The following is a 17048-nucleotide window of genomic DNA, read 5'->3' as shown; positions in this document are numbered from 1 at the left end:
AAAAAGAAGAACCTGACAGCAGCAAAAAAAACTCCTGCGCTGTACAGGCCCCAACAGGGGATTACACAGCTGGCGAAGGCCAGTAATTATAATGAGTGGAGTACCAACACAATGTCCATCATCACAAAAAAAAATCTGGTAGCGGCGGGGATTTTAACTGCGCTAATCGCGGGCAACGCTGCAATGGCTGCGGACGTTCCTGCAGGCGTTCAACTGGCTGAGAAACAGACGCTGGTTCGTAACAACGGTGCGGAAGTGCAGTCTCTTGACCCGCACAAAATTGAAGGTGTTCCGGAGTCTAACGTCAACCGCGACCTGTTCGAAGGCTTGCTGGTGACCGACGTAGACGGCCACCCGGCACCGGGTGTGGCGGAAAAATGGGAAAATAAAGATTTCAAAGTCTGGACCTTCCATCTGCGTAAAGATGCGAAATGGTCCGACGGTACGCCGGTTACCGCCGAAGATTTCGTATATAGCTGGCAGCGTCTGGCGAATCCAACCACCGCCTCTCCGTATGCGAGCTACCTGCAATATGGCCACATCGCCAATATTGATGACATCATCGCCGGTAAAAAACCGGTCACCGACCTGGGTGTGAAAGCGATTGATGCCAATACCTTTGAAGTGACGTTGAGCGAGCCTGTTCCGTACTTCTACAAATTACTGGTTCACCCGTCCGTTTCCCCGGTACCAAAATCCGCGGTGGAAAAATTTGGTGAAAAATGGACCCAGCCTGCCAATATCGTGACCAACGGTGCTTATAAACTGAAAGACTGGGTGGTCAACGAACGTATGGTTCTGGAGCGTAACCCGCAGTACTGGGATAACGCGAAAACCGTCATTAATCAGGTAACCTACCTGCCAATCTCTTCTGAAGTCACTGACGTTAACCGTTACCGCAGCGGCGAAATCGACATGACCTATAACAACATGCCGATTGAACTGTTCCAGAAGCTGAAAAAAGAGATCCCGAAAGAAGTGCATGTTGATCCGTATCTCTGCACTTACTACTACGAAATCAACAACCAGAAAGCACCATTCACTGATGTGCGCGTGCGTACAGCGCTGAAGCTGGCACTGGATCGCGATATTATCGTGAACAAAGTGAAAAACCAGGGCGACCTGCCGGCATACAGCTATACCCCTCCTTATACCGACGGTATGAAACTGGTTGAGCCTGAGTGGTTCAAGTGGTCACAGGAAAAACGTAACGAAGAAGCGAAAAAACTGCTGGCTGAAGCCGGTTATACCGCTGACAAGCCGCTGACGTTTAACCTGCTGTACAACACGTCTGACCTGCATAAAAAACTGGCTATCGCCGTCGCGTCTATCTGGAAGAAAAACCTGGGCGTGAACGTGAAGCTGGAAAACCAGGAGTGGAAAACCTTCCTGGATACCCGTCATCAGGGGACGTTCGACGTGGCGCGTGCTGGCTGGTGTGCGGACTATAACGAACCAACATCCTTCCTGAACACCATGCTGAGTGACAGTTCGAATAACACCGCGCACTATAAGAGCCCGGCATTCGATAAGATCATTACTGATACGCTGAAAGTCACAGACGATGCGCAGCGCGCTGATCTGTACGCGAAATCAGAAGAGCAGCTCGATAAAGACTCTGCAATTGTACCGGTCTATTACTACGTTAACGCCCGCCTGGTGAAACCGTGGGTAGGGGGTTATACCGGTAAAGACCCGTTGGATAATATTTCCGTTAAGAATCTTTATATTATCAAGCATTAATGGCAATACGTGGGGCAGGCCTGGCTTGCCCCACTGTGTCTACTTTGTAACATTCATCAGGCACACGCCAGAAGGTACGGGCAATGTTGAAATTTATCCTGCGTCGCTGCTTAGAAGCGATACCAACGTTATTTATTCTAATTACGATTTCCTTCTTTATGATGCGTCTCGCGCCGGGAAGTCCATTTACCGGTGAACGTACGCTGCCACCGGAAGTGATGGCCAATATCGAAGCGAAGTATCATTTAAACGATCCTATCTCCACGCAGTACTTCAACTATCTGAAGCAACTGGCGCACGGTGATTTTGGGCCGTCATTCAAATACAAAGACTATTCCGTTAACGACCTGGTAGCGTCAAGCTTCCCTGTATCGGCGAAACTGGGTGCTGCGGCATTCATCCTTGCCGTCGTTCTCGGCGTCACCGCGGGCGTTATTGCCGCGCTCAAACAAAATACCAAATGGGATTATACCGTAATGGGGGTGGCGATGACCGGGGTGGTTATACCCAGCTTCGTTGTCGCGCCATTACTGGTGATGATATTTGCCATTACGCTGAAATGGCTGCCCGGAGGCGGCTGGAACGGTGGGGCGCTGAAGTTCATGATTTTGCCAATGGTGGCACTTTCCCTGGCCTATATCGCCAGTATCGCGCGTATCACCCGCGGTTCCATGATTGAAGTCCTGCACTCGAACTTCATCCGTACCGCGCGTGCGAAAGGGCTGCCGATGCGCCGGATTATATTCCGCCATGCACTCAAGCCTGCGCTCCTGCCCGTGCTCTCCTACCTGGGGCCGGCATTCGTTGGGATCATCACCGGCTCAATGGTTATCGAAACCATTTACGGTCTGCCGGGCATTGGTCAGCTGTTCGTTAATGGCGCGCTGAACCGCGACTATTCACTGGTACTGAGTCTGACAATCCTTGTCGGCGCACTGACCATTTTGTTTAACGCTATCGTCGATGTGCTGTATGCCGTTATCGACCCGAAAATCCGTTACTGATACTGGAGCACGCCATGATGTTGAGTAAGAAAAACAGCGAGGCGCTGGAAAACTTCAGTGAAAAACTGGAAGTAGAAGGTCGTAGCCTCTGGCAAGACGCCCGTCGTCGCTTTATGCATAACCGCGCCGCGGTCGCCAGTCTGGTTGTTCTGGTGCTCATCGCGCTGTTTGTCACCCTGGCGCCGATTCTGTCGCAATTTACCTATTTCGACACCGACTGGGGCATGATGTCCAGCGCACCCGATATGACGTCCGGGCACTATTTTGGTACGGATTCCTCAGGGCGCGACCTGCTGGTGCGTGTCGCTATCGGTGGCCGCATTTCGCTGATGGTCGGTATTGCGGCCGCCCTGGTGGCGGTGATCGTGGGTACGCTTTACGGCTCACTCTCAGGCTACCTTGGCGGTAAAGTGGACTCCGTCATGATGCGTATGCTGGAAATCTTAAACTCCTTCCCGTTCATGTTCTTCGTTATCCTGCTGGTGACCTTCTTTGGCCAGAATATCCTGTTGATCTTCGTGGCAATCGGGATGGTATCCTGGCTGGATATGGCGCGAATCGTTCGTGGTCAGACGCTGAGTCTTAAGCGTAAAGAGTTTATCGAAGCGGCGCAGGTGGGCGGTGTCTCCACCGGTAATATTGTGGTTCGCCATATCGTTCCTAACGTGCTCGGCGTGGTGGTGGTGTATGCCTCGCTGCTGGTACCAAGCATGATCCTGTTTGAATCTTTCCTGAGCTTCCTGGGTCTGGGTACACAAGAGCCACTGAGCAGCTGGGGCGCGCTTCTGAGTGATGGTGCAAACTCAATGGAAGTCTCACCGTGGTTGCTTCTGTACCCGGCGGGCTTCCTGGTCGTCACCCTGTTTTGTTTCAACTTTATCGGCGATGGCCTGCGTGATGCCCTCGACCCGAAAGACCGTTAAGGAGCGCCGTCATGACGATTATTGAAACGGCCACTGCGCCACAGGCGCAACAGCAGGGTAACCTTCTGCTGGACGTAAAAGACCTCCGCGTGACCTTTAAAACGCCGGATGGCGATGTGACCGCCGTGAACGATCTCAACTTCAACCTGCGTGCGGGTGAAACGCTGGGGATCGTGGGCGAGTCAGGTTCCGGAAAATCCCAAACCGCCTTTGCGTTGATGGGGCTGCTGGCGTCTAACGGTGTCATTGGCGGTTCCGCCAAATTCAACGGGCGTGAGATCCTCAACCTGCCGGAATACGAGCTGAACAAGCTGCGCGCTGAGCAGATTTCGATGATATTCCAGGACCCGATGACCTCGCTGAACCCGTATATGCGTGTCGGCGAGCAACTGATGGAAGTGCTGATGCTGCACAAAGGCCTGGGCAAAGCGGAAGCCTTTGAGGAGTCCGTCAAAATGCTCGACGCGGTGAAAATGCCGGAAGCGCGCAAGCGTATGCGCATGTTCCCGCATGAGTTCTCCGGCGGTATGCGTCAGCGTGTCATGATTGCGATGGCGCTGATGTGCCGGCCAAAACTGCTGATTGCCGATGAACCGACCACCGCGCTTGATGTGACCGTCCAGGCACAGATCATGACGCTGCTGAACGAGCTTAAGCGTGAGTTCAACACCGCGATTATCATGATCACTCACGATCTGGGCGTAGTGGCCGGTATCTGTGACAAGGTACTGGTGATGTATGCCGGTCGCACCATGGAATATGGTAAGGCGCGCGACGTGTTCTACCAGCCTGCACACCCTTACTCCATTGGTCTGCTGAATGCGGTGCCGCGCCTCGATGCAGAAGGGGAATCCCTGCTGACCATCCCTGGCAACCCGCCAAACCTGCTGCGTCTGCCGAAAGGCTGTCCGTTCCAGCCACGCTGCCCGCATGCGATGGAAATCTGCAATACCGCGCCGCCGCTGGAAGAGTTTGCACCAGGCCGTCTGCGCGCCTGCTTTAAGCCGCAGGAGGATCTGGTATGAACGCATTAGATGAAAAAAGAAATGTCCTGCTCGAAATTGCTGACCTTAAGGTGCATTTCGACATTAAAGACGGAAAACAGTGGTTCTGGCAGCCGCCGAAAACCCTGAAAGCGGTCGATGGCGTAACGCTTCGTCTGTATGAAGGGGAAACCCTGGGTGTGGTGGGTGAGTCCGGTTGCGGTAAATCCACGTTTGCGCGTGCCATCATTGGCCTCGTGAAAGCCACCGACGGCAAAGTTGCCTGGCTGGGTAAAGATCTGCTGGGCATGAAGCCAGACGAGTGGCGCGATGTGCGTAGCGACATCCAGATGATTTTCCAGGATCCGCTGGCCTCATTGAACCCGCGTATGACCATCGGGGAGATCATTGCTGAGCCACTGCGGACCTATCATCCAAAGATGCCGCGTCAGGAAGTACGCGACCGTGTGAAGGCAATGATGATGAAAGTGGGCTTGTTGCCTAACCTCGTCAACCGTTACCCGCACGAATTCTCCGGTGGTCAGTGCCAGCGTATCGGTATCGCCCGCGCCTTGATCCTTGAGCCGAAGCTGATTATCTGTGATGAGCCCGTCTCGGCGCTGGACGTCTCTATTCAGGCGCAGGTGGTTAACCTGCTGCAGAAACTGCAACGTGAAATGGGGCTGTCGCTGATCTTCATTGCGCATGACCTCGCGGTGGTGAAACACATTTCTGACCGCGTACTGGTGATGTATCTGGGTCATGCGGTGGAATTAGGGACTTACGATGAGGTGTACCATAACCCACTGCACCCCTATACCCGGGCACTGATGTCTGCGGTACCGATTCCCGATCCGGATCTGGAAAAAAATAAAACCATCCAGCTTCTGGAAGGAGAATTACCGTCCCCGATTAACCCGCCGTCCGGTTGTGTATTCCGCACGCGATGCCCAATGGCCGGGCCGGAATGTGCAAAAACACGTCCGGTTCTGGAGGGCAGTTTCCGACATGCGGTTTCCTGCCTGAAAGTAGACCCGTTATAATCGCAAGGGCTGACATGATGTCAGCCCTTATTATTTGCGAGGTTAATGTGTCGCGATTATTCACCTCCGTCCGTCGGCGGCTCTATCATCTTTTATTCGATCCTGAAACGGTAACCGGACGGCGTTTTGAAGCCCTCTGCGCCCTGTTTGCGCTGCTCAGCGTGGTGATCATTTTTATCGAATCGGGCGTCGGAACGCAGTATCACCTGACGCTGGAAGAATGGCATCTCTTTGTCTGGCTGGAGCTGGTCATTACGCTGGTCTTTACCGCTGAATATTTCCTGCGGGTATTCTGTTGGCCTGACCCGGCCAAATATGTCTTCAGCTTCTGGGGATTTATTGATTTAGCCACGATCCTGCCGCTCTATGTCATGTGGCTATGGCCGGAAATCAGTCTGAGTTATGTTTTTGCCTGGCGAGCGATGCGCGTTATTCGGGTGTTACGCATTCTTAAACTGCTGCGGTTTATGCCGTCATTGCGGATATTCTGGAGTGCCATCGTCAGCGCACGGCATCAACTGATCCTGTTCTACTCATTTATTGCCATCGTCATGGTGATATTCGGCGCGTTGATGTATTTGATAGAAGGGCCGAAGAATGGCTTCTCAACGCTGAATGCTTCTGTCTATTGGGCGATTGTGACCGTTACGACCGTTGGCTATGGTGATATAGCCCCTCATACTCCGCTGGGACGGATTGTCGCCTCGGTACTGATTCTGATTGGTTATTCGGTGATTACGGTCCCGACAGGGCTCATTACTACGCACATGAGCAGCGCCTTTCAGAACCGTAAGGCGCAACGAAAATGCCCGAAATGTCACCAGGGTGAACATGAACACAGCGCGCGGTTTTGTAATCAGTGCGGAAGTGAGTTACCGGATTAAATAAAAAAGGCTGCAATCGCAGCCTTTTTTATTATTCGCGCCAGAGAATATGACACAGCTTGTGGTCTTTCTCGCGACACAGCAGGACGCGGGCGAAGATGTCGTTAATTTCGCCGCCATCTTCATCGGCCAGGCCAATCACCACTTCGGCAAAGAAGTCAGGATTAAGGTCGAAATCCACATGTTCAGCCCAGTCTTCAGAAGGGTCGAACAACTCGGCGCCCCCGCGCTCTTCAAACTGGAGATTAAAGAGGATCACGTCTGCGGGATCGAGGTTATCAACCGCCAGTTCGAGAAAAATGTCATAGGCCTGTTCGAGCGTTTCGTCTTCGGTCAGGCGATTATTCAGATCCATTTCCATGATGACTACCTGTTTAACATCGTTGGGCACGTTTTACAGCAACGGACTAAAGAAGTAAAACAGTCGTTCGGTAATTCTCTGCCACAGCGGGCGTTTAACCCACAGTCTGGCATCCAGCAGTCGCGAGCGGGAGATATAATCATCCTGGACCGCTGCCAGATCGCCGCCAAAGCCGGCATCATCGATCACCAGTGTGATTTCAAAGTTCAGCCACAGACTGCGCATATCCAGGTTAACCGTACCCACCAGACTTAACTCGCCGTCGACAAGCACGCTCTTGGTGTGGAGTAATCCGCCTTCAAACTGGTAGATTTTCACCCCCGCAGCCAGCAGTTCACTGAAGAATGCCCGGCTGGCCCAGCCCACCAGAAGCGAGTCATTTTTGCGTGGCAAGATGATACTCACATCGACACCGCGCTGTGCCGCGGTACAGATGGCGTGCAGCAGGTCATCGCTGGGAACAAAGTAGGGGGTGGTCATGATCAAATATTCACGCGCTGCGTATGTGGCCGTTAGCAACGCCTGATGGATCAAGTCCTCCGGGAAGCCCGGTCCGGAAGCGATAGTATGGATGGTGTGCCCGCTGGCCTCTTCAAATGGCATGATATTGCCATCCGGTGGTGGCGGCAGGATACGTTTCCCGGTTTCTATCTCCCAGTCGCAGGAATAAACGATGCCCATCGAGGTGGCAATGGGCCCCTCCATTCTCGCCATCAGGTCTACCCATTGCCCGACACCCGAGTCCTGCTTGAAGAACCGCGGGTCAACCATGTTCATGCTGCCGGTATAGGCAATATAGTTGTCGATCATGATCATTTTACGGTGCTGGCGAAGGTCCATCCGGCGCAGAAACACACGCAAGAGATTGACCTTCAGCGCTTCAACCACTTCAATACCGGCATTACGCATCATGCCCGCCCAGGGGCTACGGAAGAAGGCGACGCTGCCAGCGGAGTCCAGCAACAGGCGGCAATGAATGCCCCGACGCGCAGCGGCCATCAGCGATTCAGCAACCTGATCGGCCATACCGCCAGGCTGCCAGATATAGAACACCATCTCGATATTATGGCGAGCCAGTTGAATATCGCGGATGAGGGCCTGCATGACGTCATCCGAGGAGGTCAGCAACTGGAGCTGGTTGCCCTTAACGCCGCCAATACCCTGACGGAGTTCGCACAGCTTAAACAGCGAGGAGGCAACACTGCTGTTCTCCTCGGCAAAGATATGTTTGCAGGCTTTGAGATCGTTGAGCCATTTGGCGGTTGAAGGCCACATGGCGCGGGCACGCTCGGCACGGCGTTTACCCAGATGAAGCTCACCGAAAGAGAGATAGGCAATAATTCCCACCAGCGGCAGGATGTAGATTATCAGCAGCCAGGCCATGGCAGAGGGTACGGCTCTGCGCTTCATCAGGATGCGCAAAGTCACACCCGCGATTAACAGCCAGTATCCCAGAATGACCAGCCAACTCACCACGGTGTAGAAGGTTGTCATAGGTAAAAAAATCCTTTTGAAAGCGTATTGTTATGAGTGTACGCATCAGGAATCATCTGGCAAATAAAAACGCCAGTTAAAAGCGCTGGTTTGCTGCGGGGTTGGGTTTATAATGGGGTTTCTGTTAGAGAAAGAGTTGTAAACATGAAGCGCAGTAGAACAGAAGTAGGGCGCTGGCGCATGTTGCGACAGGTGAGTCGTCGCAAGGCTCGTTGGCTGGAAGCACAATCCCGCCGCAATATGCGTATACACGCCATCAGAAAATGTGGAATGACCAGACACCGTAACGCGTTGCTGTTCGCTACACAGGTTATCTGAGAACCATCAGGGCACCGTTAAGGTGCCCACTGATTTTCAGGCTATCATTTTTCGCAGTCTCTCCCCCGATTCATTCCGCGATATACTCCGCCCTCTTAATCTTATGCATTTCAAAGATGAATCCTTATCTCTGGGTATTTATTGTGCTGCTTGCGCTGGATGCGATCAGGGAAAACGCAGGATTATCGTCATTATCCGCGTTGATTAATTTACTGCTCAGCGGGATATCGCACTGGATAAACTAAAAAGGAAAAGAGATGAACGGAAAAGTGGTTGCTGCCCTTCTTGGGATTGCCGTGTTGAGCGGTTGTGCCAGCAGTAAAACGTCACCGGAAAGGCATGCTTATTATTTCGTATCGCATAAAACCAATTTTACTGGCGGCAATTTTACGTCAAGTGTATCGCAAAATTATCGTCTGAATGTCCCTCAGTTCCGTGAGCTGTATGAGCAGGGGAAAACCGATCGCGCTGCAGGACGCACACTGTCTGAGGCAAACCAGTACGCCCAAAGCATTCGCGATCAACTGAAGAAACAGGCGAAAACGGAGCATGCTTTCGACGGTAATACCGCGGATAAATGGACGTCTCAAATGGAAGAGAAGGACGCCGTTTTATTTGGTAACGAACTGGCTGCGACTTATCTTGATGGCTATAACGGCGTACAATAGCGTCTGATTTTGGGGATATCGTATTTGCAGCGATATTCCCGTCGTTTTTTAGCAAAAGGAGGGAGAGGTGTTTGCGGAGTTTGGTGTACTTAATTTCTGGACCTATGTTGTAGGGGCATTTTTTATCGTGCTGGTGCCTGGACCGAACACATTGTTTGTACTGAAAACCGGTATTGGGCACGGTGTTAAAAAAGGGTATCTCGCCGCCACTGGCGTGTTTATCGGCGATGCAGTGCTGATGTTTCTGGCCTGGGCGGGCGTCGCAGCATTAATCCAGACGACCCCGGTTCTGTTTAATATTGTGCGCTACCTCGGTGCTTTCTATCTCCTGTGGCTCGGCGGCAAAATGCTCTGGTCAGTCATCACCCGTCAGAAGAATAGCCATGAGAGCGGAACCGAGCCTGCGAGCATGATCATGAAACGCTCGCTGGTGCTGAGCCTGACGAATCCAAAGGCTATTTTGTTCTATGTCTCGTTCTTTGTGCAGTTCATCGATGTGAATGCGAAAAACACGGGCACGTCTTTCCTGATCCTCGCGACCACGCTGGAGCTGATTAGCTTCATGTATATGAGCTTCCTGATCTTCTCTGGTGCGTTTGTCACGCGTTATCTGAAAACCAAAAAGAAACTGGCAAAGCTGGGGAACGGGCTGATTGGGCTGCTGTTTGTCGGATTTGCGGCGCGCTTAGCGTCACTGCACTGAAGAGATGAGTGGCTCCTTTCGGAGCCACTCTTGCATCAAAACACTTTCTTGTACGGGCGAACCGTCACCTTCGCATAGACACCTGCGGCAACGTACGGGTCTGCCTCAGCCCAGGCCTGAGCCGCTTCCAGGGATTCAAACTCGGCAATCACCGTGGAGCCCGCGAAACCGGCAGCGCCAGGGTCATTGCTGTCTACCGCAGGCATTGGACCCGCGGTCAGTAATCGACCTTCATCCTGGAGCAGTTGTAAACGCGCCAGATGGGCAGGGCGAACGGAGTGGCGTTTTTCGAGGGAATCAGCGACATCTTCAGAGTAAATCACGTAAAGCACGGTGAAGCTCCTTAACCATTAAAAGTGTCAGTAACGTTATGTGAAAGGGCAACTGACTGCAATGTAAAGATAAAAACAATGTTAAAACCCTGATCTGAATGCGCCTTTTTTGGCCTCTCTTGCGCTTAAATTGCGCCAGGACAAAGTGTCTTATTGAATATGATTGCTATTTGCATTTAAAATCAGTGTTCGGTTTTTTAACGTTGATGATTATGACTTCGATGACCCTTGATTTACCTCGCCGCTTTCCCTGGCCGACGCTGCTTTCTGTCGTTATTCACGGTGCTGTCGTGGCGGGTTTGCTTTATACCTCGGTTCATCAGGTTGTTGAAATGCCAGCGCCCGCACAGCCTATTTCTGTGACGATGGTATCGCCAGCGGATCTCGAACCGCCGCAGGTTGCGCCTCCGCCGCCACAGCCCGTCGCCGAACCGGAACCCGAACCTGAACCGGTGCCGGAACCGCCAAAAGAAGCTCCGGTGGTGATCCACAAACCCGAGCCGAAGCCGAAACCTAAGCCGAAGCCAAAACCGGTGAAGAAGGTAGAAGAACGTCCAAAACGCGAAACGCGTCCGGTTGAACCCCGCGCCACGCAGACGGTAGAAAACGCAGCACCTTCGCGTCCGGTGATGAATAACACCACGACGACAGCCAAACCGACAGTCACTGCACCCGCGGGACCGCGTGCGGTCAGCCGTAATCAGCCGCAGTATCCGGCTCGTGCTCAGGCATTACGTATTGAGGGCCGTGTACGGGTGAAATTCGATGTTACGCCGGAAGGGCGTGTTGAGAACGTGGAAATACTGTCCGCGCAGCCGTCTAATATGTTCGAGAGAGAAGTGAAAACGGCGATGCGCAGATGGCGTTATGAAGCCGGTAAACCGGGCAACGGACTGATCGTGAATATTGTCTTCCGCCTGAATGGCGGGGCACAGATGGAATAAAAAAAGCCTCCGCAAGGAGGCTTTTTTTAGCGGGCAATCAGGCCTGAGGAAGCGGTCGGGGTTTACCTTCGTTGTCCACGGCCACATAAATAAACAGCGCTTCTGTCGCTTTATAACGCTGTCCAATGGGTTCGGACGAGACCTTTTTCACCCACACTTCGATGTTAATGGAGATGGAGGTATTGCCACGTTTTACGCAACGCGCGTAACAGCAAACCACATCACCCACTGCAACCGGGCGCAGGAAGGTCATGCCATCCACTCTCACCGTCACTACCCGGCCATGTGCAATCTCTTTTGCCAGAATAGCGCCGCCCATATCCATTTGCGACATCAGCCAGCCGCCAAAAATATCGCCATTGGCATTGGTGTCAGCGGGCATTGCCAGTGTGCGTAAAACCAGTTCGCCCTGAGGGGCGTTATTTGTTGTCATTGTTTTAACTCGTAACTGAAGACTTCAGGCGGGATGCTACTATGATTTCAGGCTGGAGAGAATAGACCAGAACGCCTGCTGCACACGTTCTGGTCGGTGAACGATCAGTGCTGGTCGTCCTGTGGCATGTGGCGATAGATATAAACGCCACTTAACAGCGTGAAGATGAGCGTCAGAGCCGTCAGGCCAAAGACCTTGAAGTTGACCCAGATATTCTGCGGCAGCCAGAAAGCAATATAGATATTGGCAAGACCACAGAGAATAAAGAATATCGCCCAGGCGATATTCAGTCGGGACCACACTTCCTGAGGCAGCGTCAGCTCTTTGCCCAGCATGCGCTGGATCAGCGGCTTCTTCATCACCCACTGGCTAATCAGTAACGCACCCGCAAACAGAGCGTAAATCACCGTGACTTTCCATTTGATGAATTCATCGTTGTGGAAGAACAGAGTGAGTCCACCAAACACCGCGACCAGGACGAAGGTCACCAGCGCCATTTTTTCAACTTTACGGTAGCGAACCCAGCTATAGATCAGCACAACCGCTGTGGCCACGATCAGTGCAGTCGTGGCGGCATAAATGTCATACAGCTTGTAGAAAGCGAAAAAGACCACGAGCGGTAAAAAATCAAGAAACTGCTTCATTCTGTGATTCCATCTTCTGTGTAGGGCCGGGCTGACGTTCCCGGCCACAGGATTACTGACGAATTAACATATACAGGCGGAACAGATAGACCAGCAGTACCGCTGAAATGAGGTTGCTCAGCGTATTTGCCACCACCGCGCCAACATTTGGCGTGAGTACCGCAAAATTCGGGGCAAACAGCAGCAGGAGCGTTTTCGCCAACAGCCAGCCGATAACAGCTGGTGCCACCAGGCGTATATTTGCCCAGGCGAGCCGGATGCTGCTGCGCATCGCGGTAAAGATCCCCAGTTTATCCTGCACGACCATTACCGGCGCGAAAGAGAGCACGATAGCCAGTAATACACCCGGCACGACGACCAGCATAATTCCCATCTGCACCAGCATGGTGGTTAAAAAGATGAGGATAAACAGCTTCGGTAATACCGGCGCGCTGGCACCAATCGCCCGCAGGGCGCTGACGCGCTGACCGGCGGAAACCAGCTGAATCATCAGCAGAACGCCACCTGCCAGAATCGCATTGCCGATAAGACCAGAGAATGTCGAAGCAGCGGAAGCCCGCAGCAGGATTTGTTGCTGCTCCGGCGTCATGTTTTGTACCAGTTCAAACAACCCCACGCTATCTGCAAGGTTGTCGCCCTGGCTCAGGCTGGCAATCTGTTCGTCACTTGGCGAGAACGCATGACCAAGCACCACTGTAATGAAGGCGCATAGCAACGCGATCAGTAAAAAGGTTAAGAACTGATTGCGGAAAAAGTTTCCCGTGTCACGGTAGACAGACTTCGCCGTGATAGACATGCACTCTCCTTGAGTATTGCAGGTGTTAATTAGCCGGCAATTGTACACCGGATAACACTGTCGTGGCAGCATCAAGGCTTGTATGGAAAAGCATATCTTTGTAAAGCGGCGGTAATCCAAAGCGCGCACGGGCACGATTACAGGCTTCATTGACCTGCCCATCCTCACCTGACATGGAAAATTCCCGGCACGGGCTGGGGCGGTGCTCGTAGATAGAGCACCGGGTGGACACCCCAGGTTCACCTTGCAGCGCAGCGCATCGGCACGGTTTTTGGTTGGTGCCGCTCATGCAGCGCAGAAAAGGCGTTAACGGTTCAGTGAGATGAACCGGAACGGTACCGCCGCCATCGCTGGCTTCGGCCCAGTAGAAAGAGACTCGAAAATACGCACAACAGGCTCCGCACGTCATGCACGGGTTAAAATCACTCATGGCACACCTGCAAAAGAAGAACGCATCAAATCAACTTGTGAGAGCGCTAAATTATCCAGCCGCGAGAGGAAGAGCAAGAGGGTGAAAAGAGAAAATTTTGTAACGCCGAAATGCCAGAAATTGACCTGACGACAACTTATCGCTTTACGGTGTGTCACCAAAAATTAACCCAGATCAATGAATGTTAACTTACTGGTTTTAATGTGATCTGTAGCAGATCACTTATTACTCATTTGTGAGTATATTCTCCTCCGCGACTAAAACCACAACGATGGAGCGGATATGAAAAAATTAGCGGTGGCAGCCCTTGTATTAAGCAGTCTCTCTGGCGGCGCGTATGCGCATGAAGCAGGTGAATTCTTTATTCGTGCCGGTTCGGCAACGGTGCGTCCAACAGAAGGCTCTGATAGCGTACTGGGTATGGGCGGTTTTAACGTCAGCAACAATACCCAGCTCGGTTTGACCTTTACGTATATGGCGACGGAGAACATTGGTGTTGAGCTTCTGGCAGCAACGCCATTCCGTCATCGCGTCGGTTTAGGGCCAACCGGGGATATCGCGACGGTGCACCATTTACCGCCAACACTGATGGCGCAGTGGTACTTTGGTGATGCTAACAGTAAGGTGCGTCCGTATATTGGCGCAGGGGTGAACTACACCACCTTCTTCGACGAGAAATTTAACGATACCGGTAAAGAAGCCGGGCTTACCGATCTCAGCCTGAAAGACTCGTGGGGTGTTGCGGGGCAGGTGGGGCTGGACTATCTCATTAACCGTGACTGGTTAATTAACGCCTCGGTCTGGTACATGGACATTGATACCGACGTTCGCTTTAAAGCGGGCGGTGAACAGCAAAGTATCAGCACTCGCCTCGATCCGTGGGTGTTTATGTTCTCCGCGGGTTATCGTTTCTGATTTATCCCTTGAGACTGGCCTGGTTATGGCCAGTCTTGCTTCGGGGGGCGATTAAGGTTGCCCCTCCATATTCCAGCGTGCTGAACTCATCTCATCAAATACATGCTGAACCGTAAACGGCGGAAATACTGCCCGTTTAGCCCCGTCAGCCAACGCCTGAACATAACCTATTCACACCATTCCTAAAGTCGAGGTGCAGGTTGCACCGATTACCGCTTCATGCGTGAGGCTCGGTCAATGCGGCGTCCAGTGATTGCTCAATGGCGCAGGCCTGTAGCCCTGGATNNNNTAATAAGCCCCGATAGCACGGGGCTTATCTTTCCTCGCAGGCACGCTAACGCACCACCAGCACCGGGCATTTTGCGTGGCGCACGACGACCGCAGCGTTAGAGCCTAACAGATAGGTCGAAATATCAGGTCGATGAGACGCAATAATTATCAGGTCTGCATTGATACTCTCAGCCAGTTTCAGGATCTGATCTTTAGGCGTGCCAGAAATGGCGTGGGTCTGAATGCGGTCGGCCGGTAAATTGAACTGCTTAACGATCTCATTCAATTTCGCCAGCGCCTCCTGCTGCATTTCTTCCAGTTTTGGCATCTCAACGGAATAGGCCAGCCCAAGAGAGGAATAGTAAGGGAAAGAAGGAACGACAGTCAGAAAATGCACTTTGCCGTTACTGATTGCTGCGTTCGCCTGAACATAGGGAATCACCTGTTCGGTCAGGCGACGCTCTGAAATATCGACAGGAACGAGAATTGACGCAAACATGCCACACCTCCTGTTTGTTTTTTATCCACTTTAAGTGTAGTTCCGGGGGAGAACAGGGGGCTGCATTTACCGCCAAAGTGGGACGTAAGGCGGATTTTTGGGGCAGGAAAGACGCCCCGGTTAAGGAGCGTCTGTGGCGGGATTATTTCTGTATCAAATAACGAATGGTTGGCCCATCCTGTTGAATGTCCAGCACGGTGTAACCGTGGTTTTTAGCATCCAGAGGAATGTTGTTGATAGACTGCGGGCAGTCGCTCACCACCTCCAGAATTTCCCCTTTCCTGAGCTGAGGCAGGGCTTCCAGCGTAGCGACAGCGGGATAAGGGCAGGGTTCGCCCACCATATCCAGACGATAGTCAGGCACGATCTCTTTCATGCGGCATTCTCCTGCGTTTCATTTTTGACAGCGGCACGGCGGAAGAACCGTTTCTCCTGCGCAATCACCAGTAAAAAAGCGACCAGCAGCAGGGCGTACGTCACTAACAGGCCACCGAGCGGGCCGAACGTGCTGAGCAGGTTGACCTTATCCCAGTTTGTCGCGAGGACAGGAGAAAGGGAATCCCAGTAGTACGCAAGGAGAGTTGACCCGAGCACGTTCCCCAGGCCAACCCACCAGTAATGCACTTGACCTTCAACGGCGCGGTACATCCAACCGGTTTCACAACCGCCAGCCAGCACAATCCCGAAGCCAAACAGCAGGCCGCCAATCACCGCATTCGGGCCGGCCCACATGATTTTCGGTTCAACACCTAACTGAACATAGCTGAAGATGCCGATAGCACTCACCGCCATCCCGGCAATAATCGCTTTTGCCATCATTGTTCGCCCGGTGATCCACATATCGCGAAACGCTGAAGTAAAGCAGATCTGCGCGCGTTCAATAAGCAAACCAAAGCCCACGCCAAACAGCATTGCCAGACCCAGTTTAGGTTGATTGAGCGCTGTACACAGTGCCCATGCCACCATGGCGAAAAAGACCAGCATCCCCAGGCGGAAACGACGGTGTGCCTGAGCCGGTTTTTGCGTCAGCGGCGATGCGGCGCTGACTTTAACCATCCTGACGGGAATACGGAACAGCGGCAAAAGGGTAAATTTTGCGCCAAAGTAAGAACCGATGGCGGTAGCGACGGCAAAGAACCAGGCATGTAGCGAAAACTGTGGGATACCGGTAAAGAAGGCGGCAAGGTTACAGCCCATCGCCAGGCGCGCACCGAAACCGGCAATCATGCCGCCGATGACCGCCTGTACGATGCGGATCCGACTTTTTGGCATTCTCAGCTTAACGTTGTTTGCCCACAGCGCGGCGGCAAAACAGCCGCCGAACATGCCGATGATCATCATCCCGTCGATGCGGGTCAGCGGAGTGCCTTCCAGATGAATGAGCTTAAAGTAACCCCACTCTTCAGCATGCACACCGGCAAGCTGCAGCAGCTGTCCACCCCAGCGGGTAAACTCGCCGGTTACAGCCCAGAACGTACCGGTAATGCCGAAATAGTAAGTAGACAGGATCCCCGCTGCGATAACCGCGGGTACAGGTGACCAGAACTTAACCAGGTAAGTCTGTTTGAAGTATTGCCATGACATGAGTAAGCCTCTGAACTCAGAAGGTATATTTGGATTTAACGGGCTGGAATATATAACTTTTTTTCTTTCTCCAAAAC

General features: G+C 52.6%; 22 protein-coding genes. 12 read left to right on the top strand and 10 right to left on the bottom strand.

What is annotated here, in order from left to right:
* Nucleotides 1-111: 111 nt before the first annotated feature.
* The 6 genes from oppA (at nucleotide 112) to JTA15_RS08000 (ending at nucleotide 6580) form a co-directional block, all read left to right on the top strand.
* Nucleotides 112-1743 (top strand): oligopeptide ABC transporter substrate-binding protein OppA, encoded by a 1632-nt coding sequence (gene oppA, locus JTA15_RS08025; RefSeq protein WP_020882381.1) that lies wholly within the window; start codon nucleotides 112-114, stop codon nucleotides 1741-1743.
* 83 nt (nucleotides 1744-1826) lie between these two features.
* Nucleotides 1827-2747: an oligopeptide ABC transporter permease OppB gene (gene oppB, locus JTA15_RS08020; RefSeq protein ID WP_014170447.1), complete on the top strand. Its 921-nt coding sequence runs from the start codon at nucleotides 1827-1829 to the stop codon at nucleotides 2745-2747.
* A 14-nt stretch (nucleotides 2748-2761) separates the two neighbouring features.
* The gene (oppC, locus tag JTA15_RS08015; protein WP_014170446.1) at nucleotides 2762-3670 is read left to right on the top strand and encodes an oligopeptide ABC transporter permease OppC; all 909 of its coding nucleotides are present in this window, start codon (nucleotides 2762-2764) and stop codon (nucleotides 3668-3670) included.
* Between the two features lie 11 nt (nucleotides 3671-3681).
* A complete protein-coding gene (locus JTA15_RS08010; protein ID WP_014170445.1) occupies nucleotides 3682-4695 on the top strand; it encodes an ABC transporter ATP-binding protein in 1014 nt (337 codons plus the stop codon).
* Nucleotides 4692-5696: a murein tripeptide/oligopeptide ABC transporter ATP-binding protein OppF gene (gene oppF, locus JTA15_RS08005; protein WP_014170444.1), complete on the top strand. Its 1005-nt coding sequence runs from the start codon at nucleotides 4692-4694 to the stop codon at nucleotides 5694-5696. The genes JTA15_RS08010 and oppF overlap by 4 nt, the downstream gene beginning before the upstream one ends.
* A gap of 14 nt (nucleotides 5697-5710) precedes the next feature.
* A complete protein-coding gene (locus JTA15_RS08000) occupies nucleotides 5711-6580 on the top strand; it encodes an ion transporter (RefSeq protein ID WP_219373086.1) in 870 nt (289 codons plus the stop codon).
* 31 nt (nucleotides 6581-6611) lie between these two features.
* On the opposite strand, the gene JTA15_RS07995 is transcribed toward JTA15_RS08000, so the two are convergent.
* Nucleotides 6612-6941: an HI1450 family dsDNA-mimic protein gene (locus JTA15_RS07995; protein WP_006810881.1), complete on the bottom strand. Its 330-nt coding sequence runs from the start codon at nucleotides 6939-6941 to the stop codon at nucleotides 6612-6614.
* 33 nt (nucleotides 6942-6974) lie between these two features.
* Entirely contained in the window at nucleotides 6975-8435 is a 1461-nt protein-coding gene (gene cls / locus JTA15_RS07990) for a cardiolipin synthase (protein ID WP_014170441.1), read from the bottom strand.
* A gap of 144 nt (nucleotides 8436-8579) precedes the next feature.
* Here cls and JTA15_RS07985 point away from each other — a divergent pair, with 144 nt between their 5' ends.
* From JTA15_RS07985 to leuE, 4 genes are all read left to right on the top strand, one after another.
* Nucleotides 8580-8753 carry a YciY family protein gene (locus JTA15_RS07985; RefSeq protein ID WP_086463573.1) on the top strand — a complete coding sequence of 58 codons (174 nt, stop codon included), beginning with the start codon at nucleotides 8580-8582 and terminating at the stop codon, nucleotides 8751-8753.
* Between the two features lie 116 nt (nucleotides 8754-8869).
* A complete protein-coding gene (locus JTA15_RS21905; RefSeq protein ID WP_014170440.1) occupies nucleotides 8870-8998 on the top strand; it encodes a hypothetical protein in 129 nt (42 codons plus the stop codon).
* 12 nt (nucleotides 8999-9010) lie between these two features.
* Nucleotides 9011-9421, top strand: coding sequence for an Exc2 family lipoprotein (locus JTA15_RS07975; RefSeq protein ID WP_044857496.1), 411 nt, complete (start codon nucleotides 9011-9013; stop codon nucleotides 9419-9421).
* Nucleotides 9422-9488: 67 nt separating this feature from the next.
* Nucleotides 9489-10124, top strand: a complete 636-nt coding sequence (leuE, locus tag JTA15_RS07970; protein ID WP_014170438.1) for a leucine efflux protein LeuE — start codon at nucleotides 9489-9491, stop codon at nucleotides 10122-10124.
* Between the two features lie 35 nt (nucleotides 10125-10159).
* Here leuE and JTA15_RS07965 read toward each other — a convergent pair whose 3' ends face one another.
* Complete coding sequence (locus tag JTA15_RS07965) at nucleotides 10160-10456, bottom strand: YciI family protein (protein ID WP_047744771.1); 297 nt, start codon at nucleotides 10454-10456, stop codon at nucleotides 10160-10162.
* Nucleotides 10457-10677: 221 nt separating this feature from the next.
* On the opposite strand from JTA15_RS07965, the gene tonB reads away from it, so the two are divergent.
* Nucleotides 10678-11400 (top strand): TonB system transport protein TonB, encoded by a 723-nt coding sequence (gene tonB / locus JTA15_RS07960; RefSeq protein WP_025203933.1) that lies wholly within the window; start codon nucleotides 10678-10680, stop codon nucleotides 11398-11400.
* Nucleotides 11401-11437: 37 nt separating this feature from the next.
* Here the strand turns inward: tonB and yciA are convergent, their stop codons facing one another.
* The 4 genes from yciA to JTA15_RS07940 all read right to left on the bottom strand — a co-directional run bounded on the left by yciA (nucleotide 11438) and on the right by JTA15_RS07940 (nucleotide 13703).
* Complete coding sequence (yciA, locus tag JTA15_RS07955) at nucleotides 11438-11833, bottom strand: acyl-CoA thioester hydrolase YciA (protein WP_014170435.1); 396 nt, start codon at nucleotides 11831-11833, stop codon at nucleotides 11438-11440.
* A 104-nt stretch (nucleotides 11834-11937) separates the two neighbouring features.
* Nucleotides 11938-12477 (bottom strand): septation protein A, encoded by a 540-nt coding sequence (locus JTA15_RS07950; protein WP_020882387.1) that lies wholly within the window; start codon nucleotides 12475-12477, stop codon nucleotides 11938-11940.
* A 52-nt stretch (nucleotides 12478-12529) separates the two neighbouring features.
* Complete coding sequence (locus JTA15_RS07945) at nucleotides 12530-13273, bottom strand: YciC family protein (RefSeq protein WP_020882388.1); 744 nt, start codon at nucleotides 13271-13273, stop codon at nucleotides 12530-12532.
* 25 nt (nucleotides 13274-13298) lie between these two features.
* Nucleotides 13299-13703 (bottom strand): YkgJ family cysteine cluster protein, encoded by a 405-nt coding sequence (locus JTA15_RS07940; RefSeq protein WP_032678333.1) that lies wholly within the window; start codon nucleotides 13701-13703, stop codon nucleotides 13299-13301.
* A 282-nt stretch (nucleotides 13704-13985) separates the two neighbouring features.
* Between JTA15_RS07940 and ompW the strand changes: the two genes are divergently transcribed.
* Nucleotides 13986-14618, top strand: a complete 633-nt coding sequence (ompW, locus tag JTA15_RS07935) for an outer membrane protein OmpW (RefSeq protein WP_014170432.1) — start codon at nucleotides 13986-13988, stop codon at nucleotides 14616-14618.
* Between the two features lie 334 nt (nucleotides 14619-14952).
* Here the strand turns inward: ompW and uspF are convergent, their stop codons facing one another.
* The 3 genes from uspF to yedE all read right to left on the bottom strand — a co-directional run bounded on the left by uspF (nucleotide 14953) and on the right by yedE (nucleotide 16971).
* Complete coding sequence (gene uspF / locus JTA15_RS07930; RefSeq protein ID WP_025203936.1) at nucleotides 14953-15387, bottom strand: universal stress protein UspF; 435 nt, start codon at nucleotides 15385-15387, stop codon at nucleotides 14953-14955.
* 142 nt (nucleotides 15388-15529) lie between these two features.
* Nucleotides 15530-15763, bottom strand: a complete 234-nt coding sequence (gene yedF, locus JTA15_RS07925; protein WP_014170428.1) for a sulfurtransferase-like selenium metabolism protein YedF — start codon at nucleotides 15761-15763, stop codon at nucleotides 15530-15532.
* A complete protein-coding gene (gene yedE, locus JTA15_RS07920) occupies nucleotides 15760-16971 on the bottom strand; it encodes a selenium metabolism membrane protein YedE/FdhT (protein WP_014170427.1) in 1212 nt (403 codons plus the stop codon). The genes yedF and yedE overlap by 4 nt, the downstream gene beginning before the upstream one ends.
* Between the last annotated feature and the right edge of the window lie 77 nt (nucleotides 16972-17048).

This window comes from Enterobacter sp. BIDMC 29, from assembly GCF_019378755.1.
Taxonomy (GTDB): domain Bacteria; phylum Pseudomonadota; class Gammaproteobacteria; order Enterobacterales; family Enterobacteriaceae; genus Enterobacter; species Enterobacter ludwigii.
This window is presented reverse-complemented; position numbering and strand designations above follow the sequence as displayed.

What these genes read in the sequence shown, in the direction of transcription:
- oppF (WP_014170444.1), top strand. Translation starts at nt 4,692, where the DNA reads ATGAACGCATTAGATGAAAAAAGAAATGTCCTGCTCGAAATTGCTGAC.
- JTA15_RS07975 (WP_044857496.1), top strand. Translation starts at nt 9,011, where the DNA reads ATGAACGGAAAAGTGGTTGCTGCCCTTCTTGGGATTGCCGTGTTGAGC.
- ompW (WP_014170432.1), top strand. Translation starts at nt 13,986, where the DNA reads ATGAAAAAATTAGCGGTGGCAGCCCTTGTATTAAGCAGTCTCTCTGGC.
- JTA15_RS08000 (WP_219373086.1), top strand. Translation starts at nt 5,711, where the DNA reads ATGATGTCAGCCCTTATTATTTGCGAGGTTAATGTGTCGCGATTATTC.
- JTA15_RS08010 (WP_014170445.1), top strand. Translation starts at nt 3,682, where the DNA reads ATGACGATTATTGAAACGGCCACTGCGCCACAGGCGCAACAGCAGGGT.
- yedE (WP_014170427.1), bottom strand. Translation starts at nt 16,971, where the DNA reads ATGTCATGGCAATACTTCAAACAGACTTACCTGGTTAAGTTCTGGTCA.
- JTA15_RS21905 (WP_014170440.1), top strand. Translation starts at nt 8,870, where the DNA reads ATGAATCCTTATCTCTGGGTATTTATTGTGCTGCTTGCGCTGGATGCG.
- oppA (WP_020882381.1), top strand. Translation starts at nt 112, where the DNA reads ATGTCCATCATCACAAAAAAAAATCTGGTAGCGGCGGGGATTTTAACT.
- tonB (WP_025203933.1), top strand. Translation starts at nt 10,678, where the DNA reads ATGACCCTTGATTTACCTCGCCGCTTTCCCTGGCCGACGCTGCTTTCT.
- cls (WP_014170441.1), bottom strand. Translation starts at nt 8,435, where the DNA reads ATGACAACCTTCTACACCGTGGTGAGTTGGCTGGTCATTCTGGGATAC.
- uspF (WP_025203936.1), bottom strand. Translation starts at nt 15,387, where the DNA reads ATGTTTGCGTCAATTCTCGTTCCTGTCGATATTTCAGAGCGTCGCCTG.
- JTA15_RS07950 (WP_020882387.1), bottom strand. Translation starts at nt 12,477, where the DNA reads ATGAAGCAGTTTCTTGATTTTTTACCGCTCGTGGTCTTTTTCGCTTTC.
- JTA15_RS07940 (WP_032678333.1), bottom strand. Translation starts at nt 13,703, where the DNA reads ATGAGTGATTTTAACCCGTGCATGACGTGCGGAGCCTGTTGTGCGTAT.
- JTA15_RS07945 (WP_020882388.1), bottom strand. Translation starts at nt 13,273, where the DNA reads ATGTCTATCACGGCGAAGTCTGTCTACCGTGACACGGGAAACTTTTTC.
- yedF (WP_014170428.1), bottom strand. Translation starts at nt 15,763, where the DNA reads ATGAAAGAGATCGTGCCTGACTATCGTCTGGATATGGTGGGCGAACCC.
- JTA15_RS07985 (WP_086463573.1), top strand. Translation starts at nt 8,580, where the DNA reads ATGAAGCGCAGTAGAACAGAAGTAGGGCGCTGGCGCATGTTGCGACAG.
- oppC (WP_014170446.1), top strand. Translation starts at nt 2,762, where the DNA reads ATGATGTTGAGTAAGAAAAACAGCGAGGCGCTGGAAAACTTCAGTGAA.
- yciA (WP_014170435.1), bottom strand. Translation starts at nt 11,833, where the DNA reads ATGACAACAAATAACGCCCCTCAGGGCGAACTGGTTTTACGCACACTG.
- JTA15_RS07995 (WP_006810881.1), bottom strand. Translation starts at nt 6,941, where the DNA reads ATGGAAATGGATCTGAATAATCGCCTGACCGAAGACGAAACGCTCGAA.
- oppB (WP_014170447.1), top strand. Translation starts at nt 1,827, where the DNA reads ATGTTGAAATTTATCCTGCGTCGCTGCTTAGAAGCGATACCAACGTTA.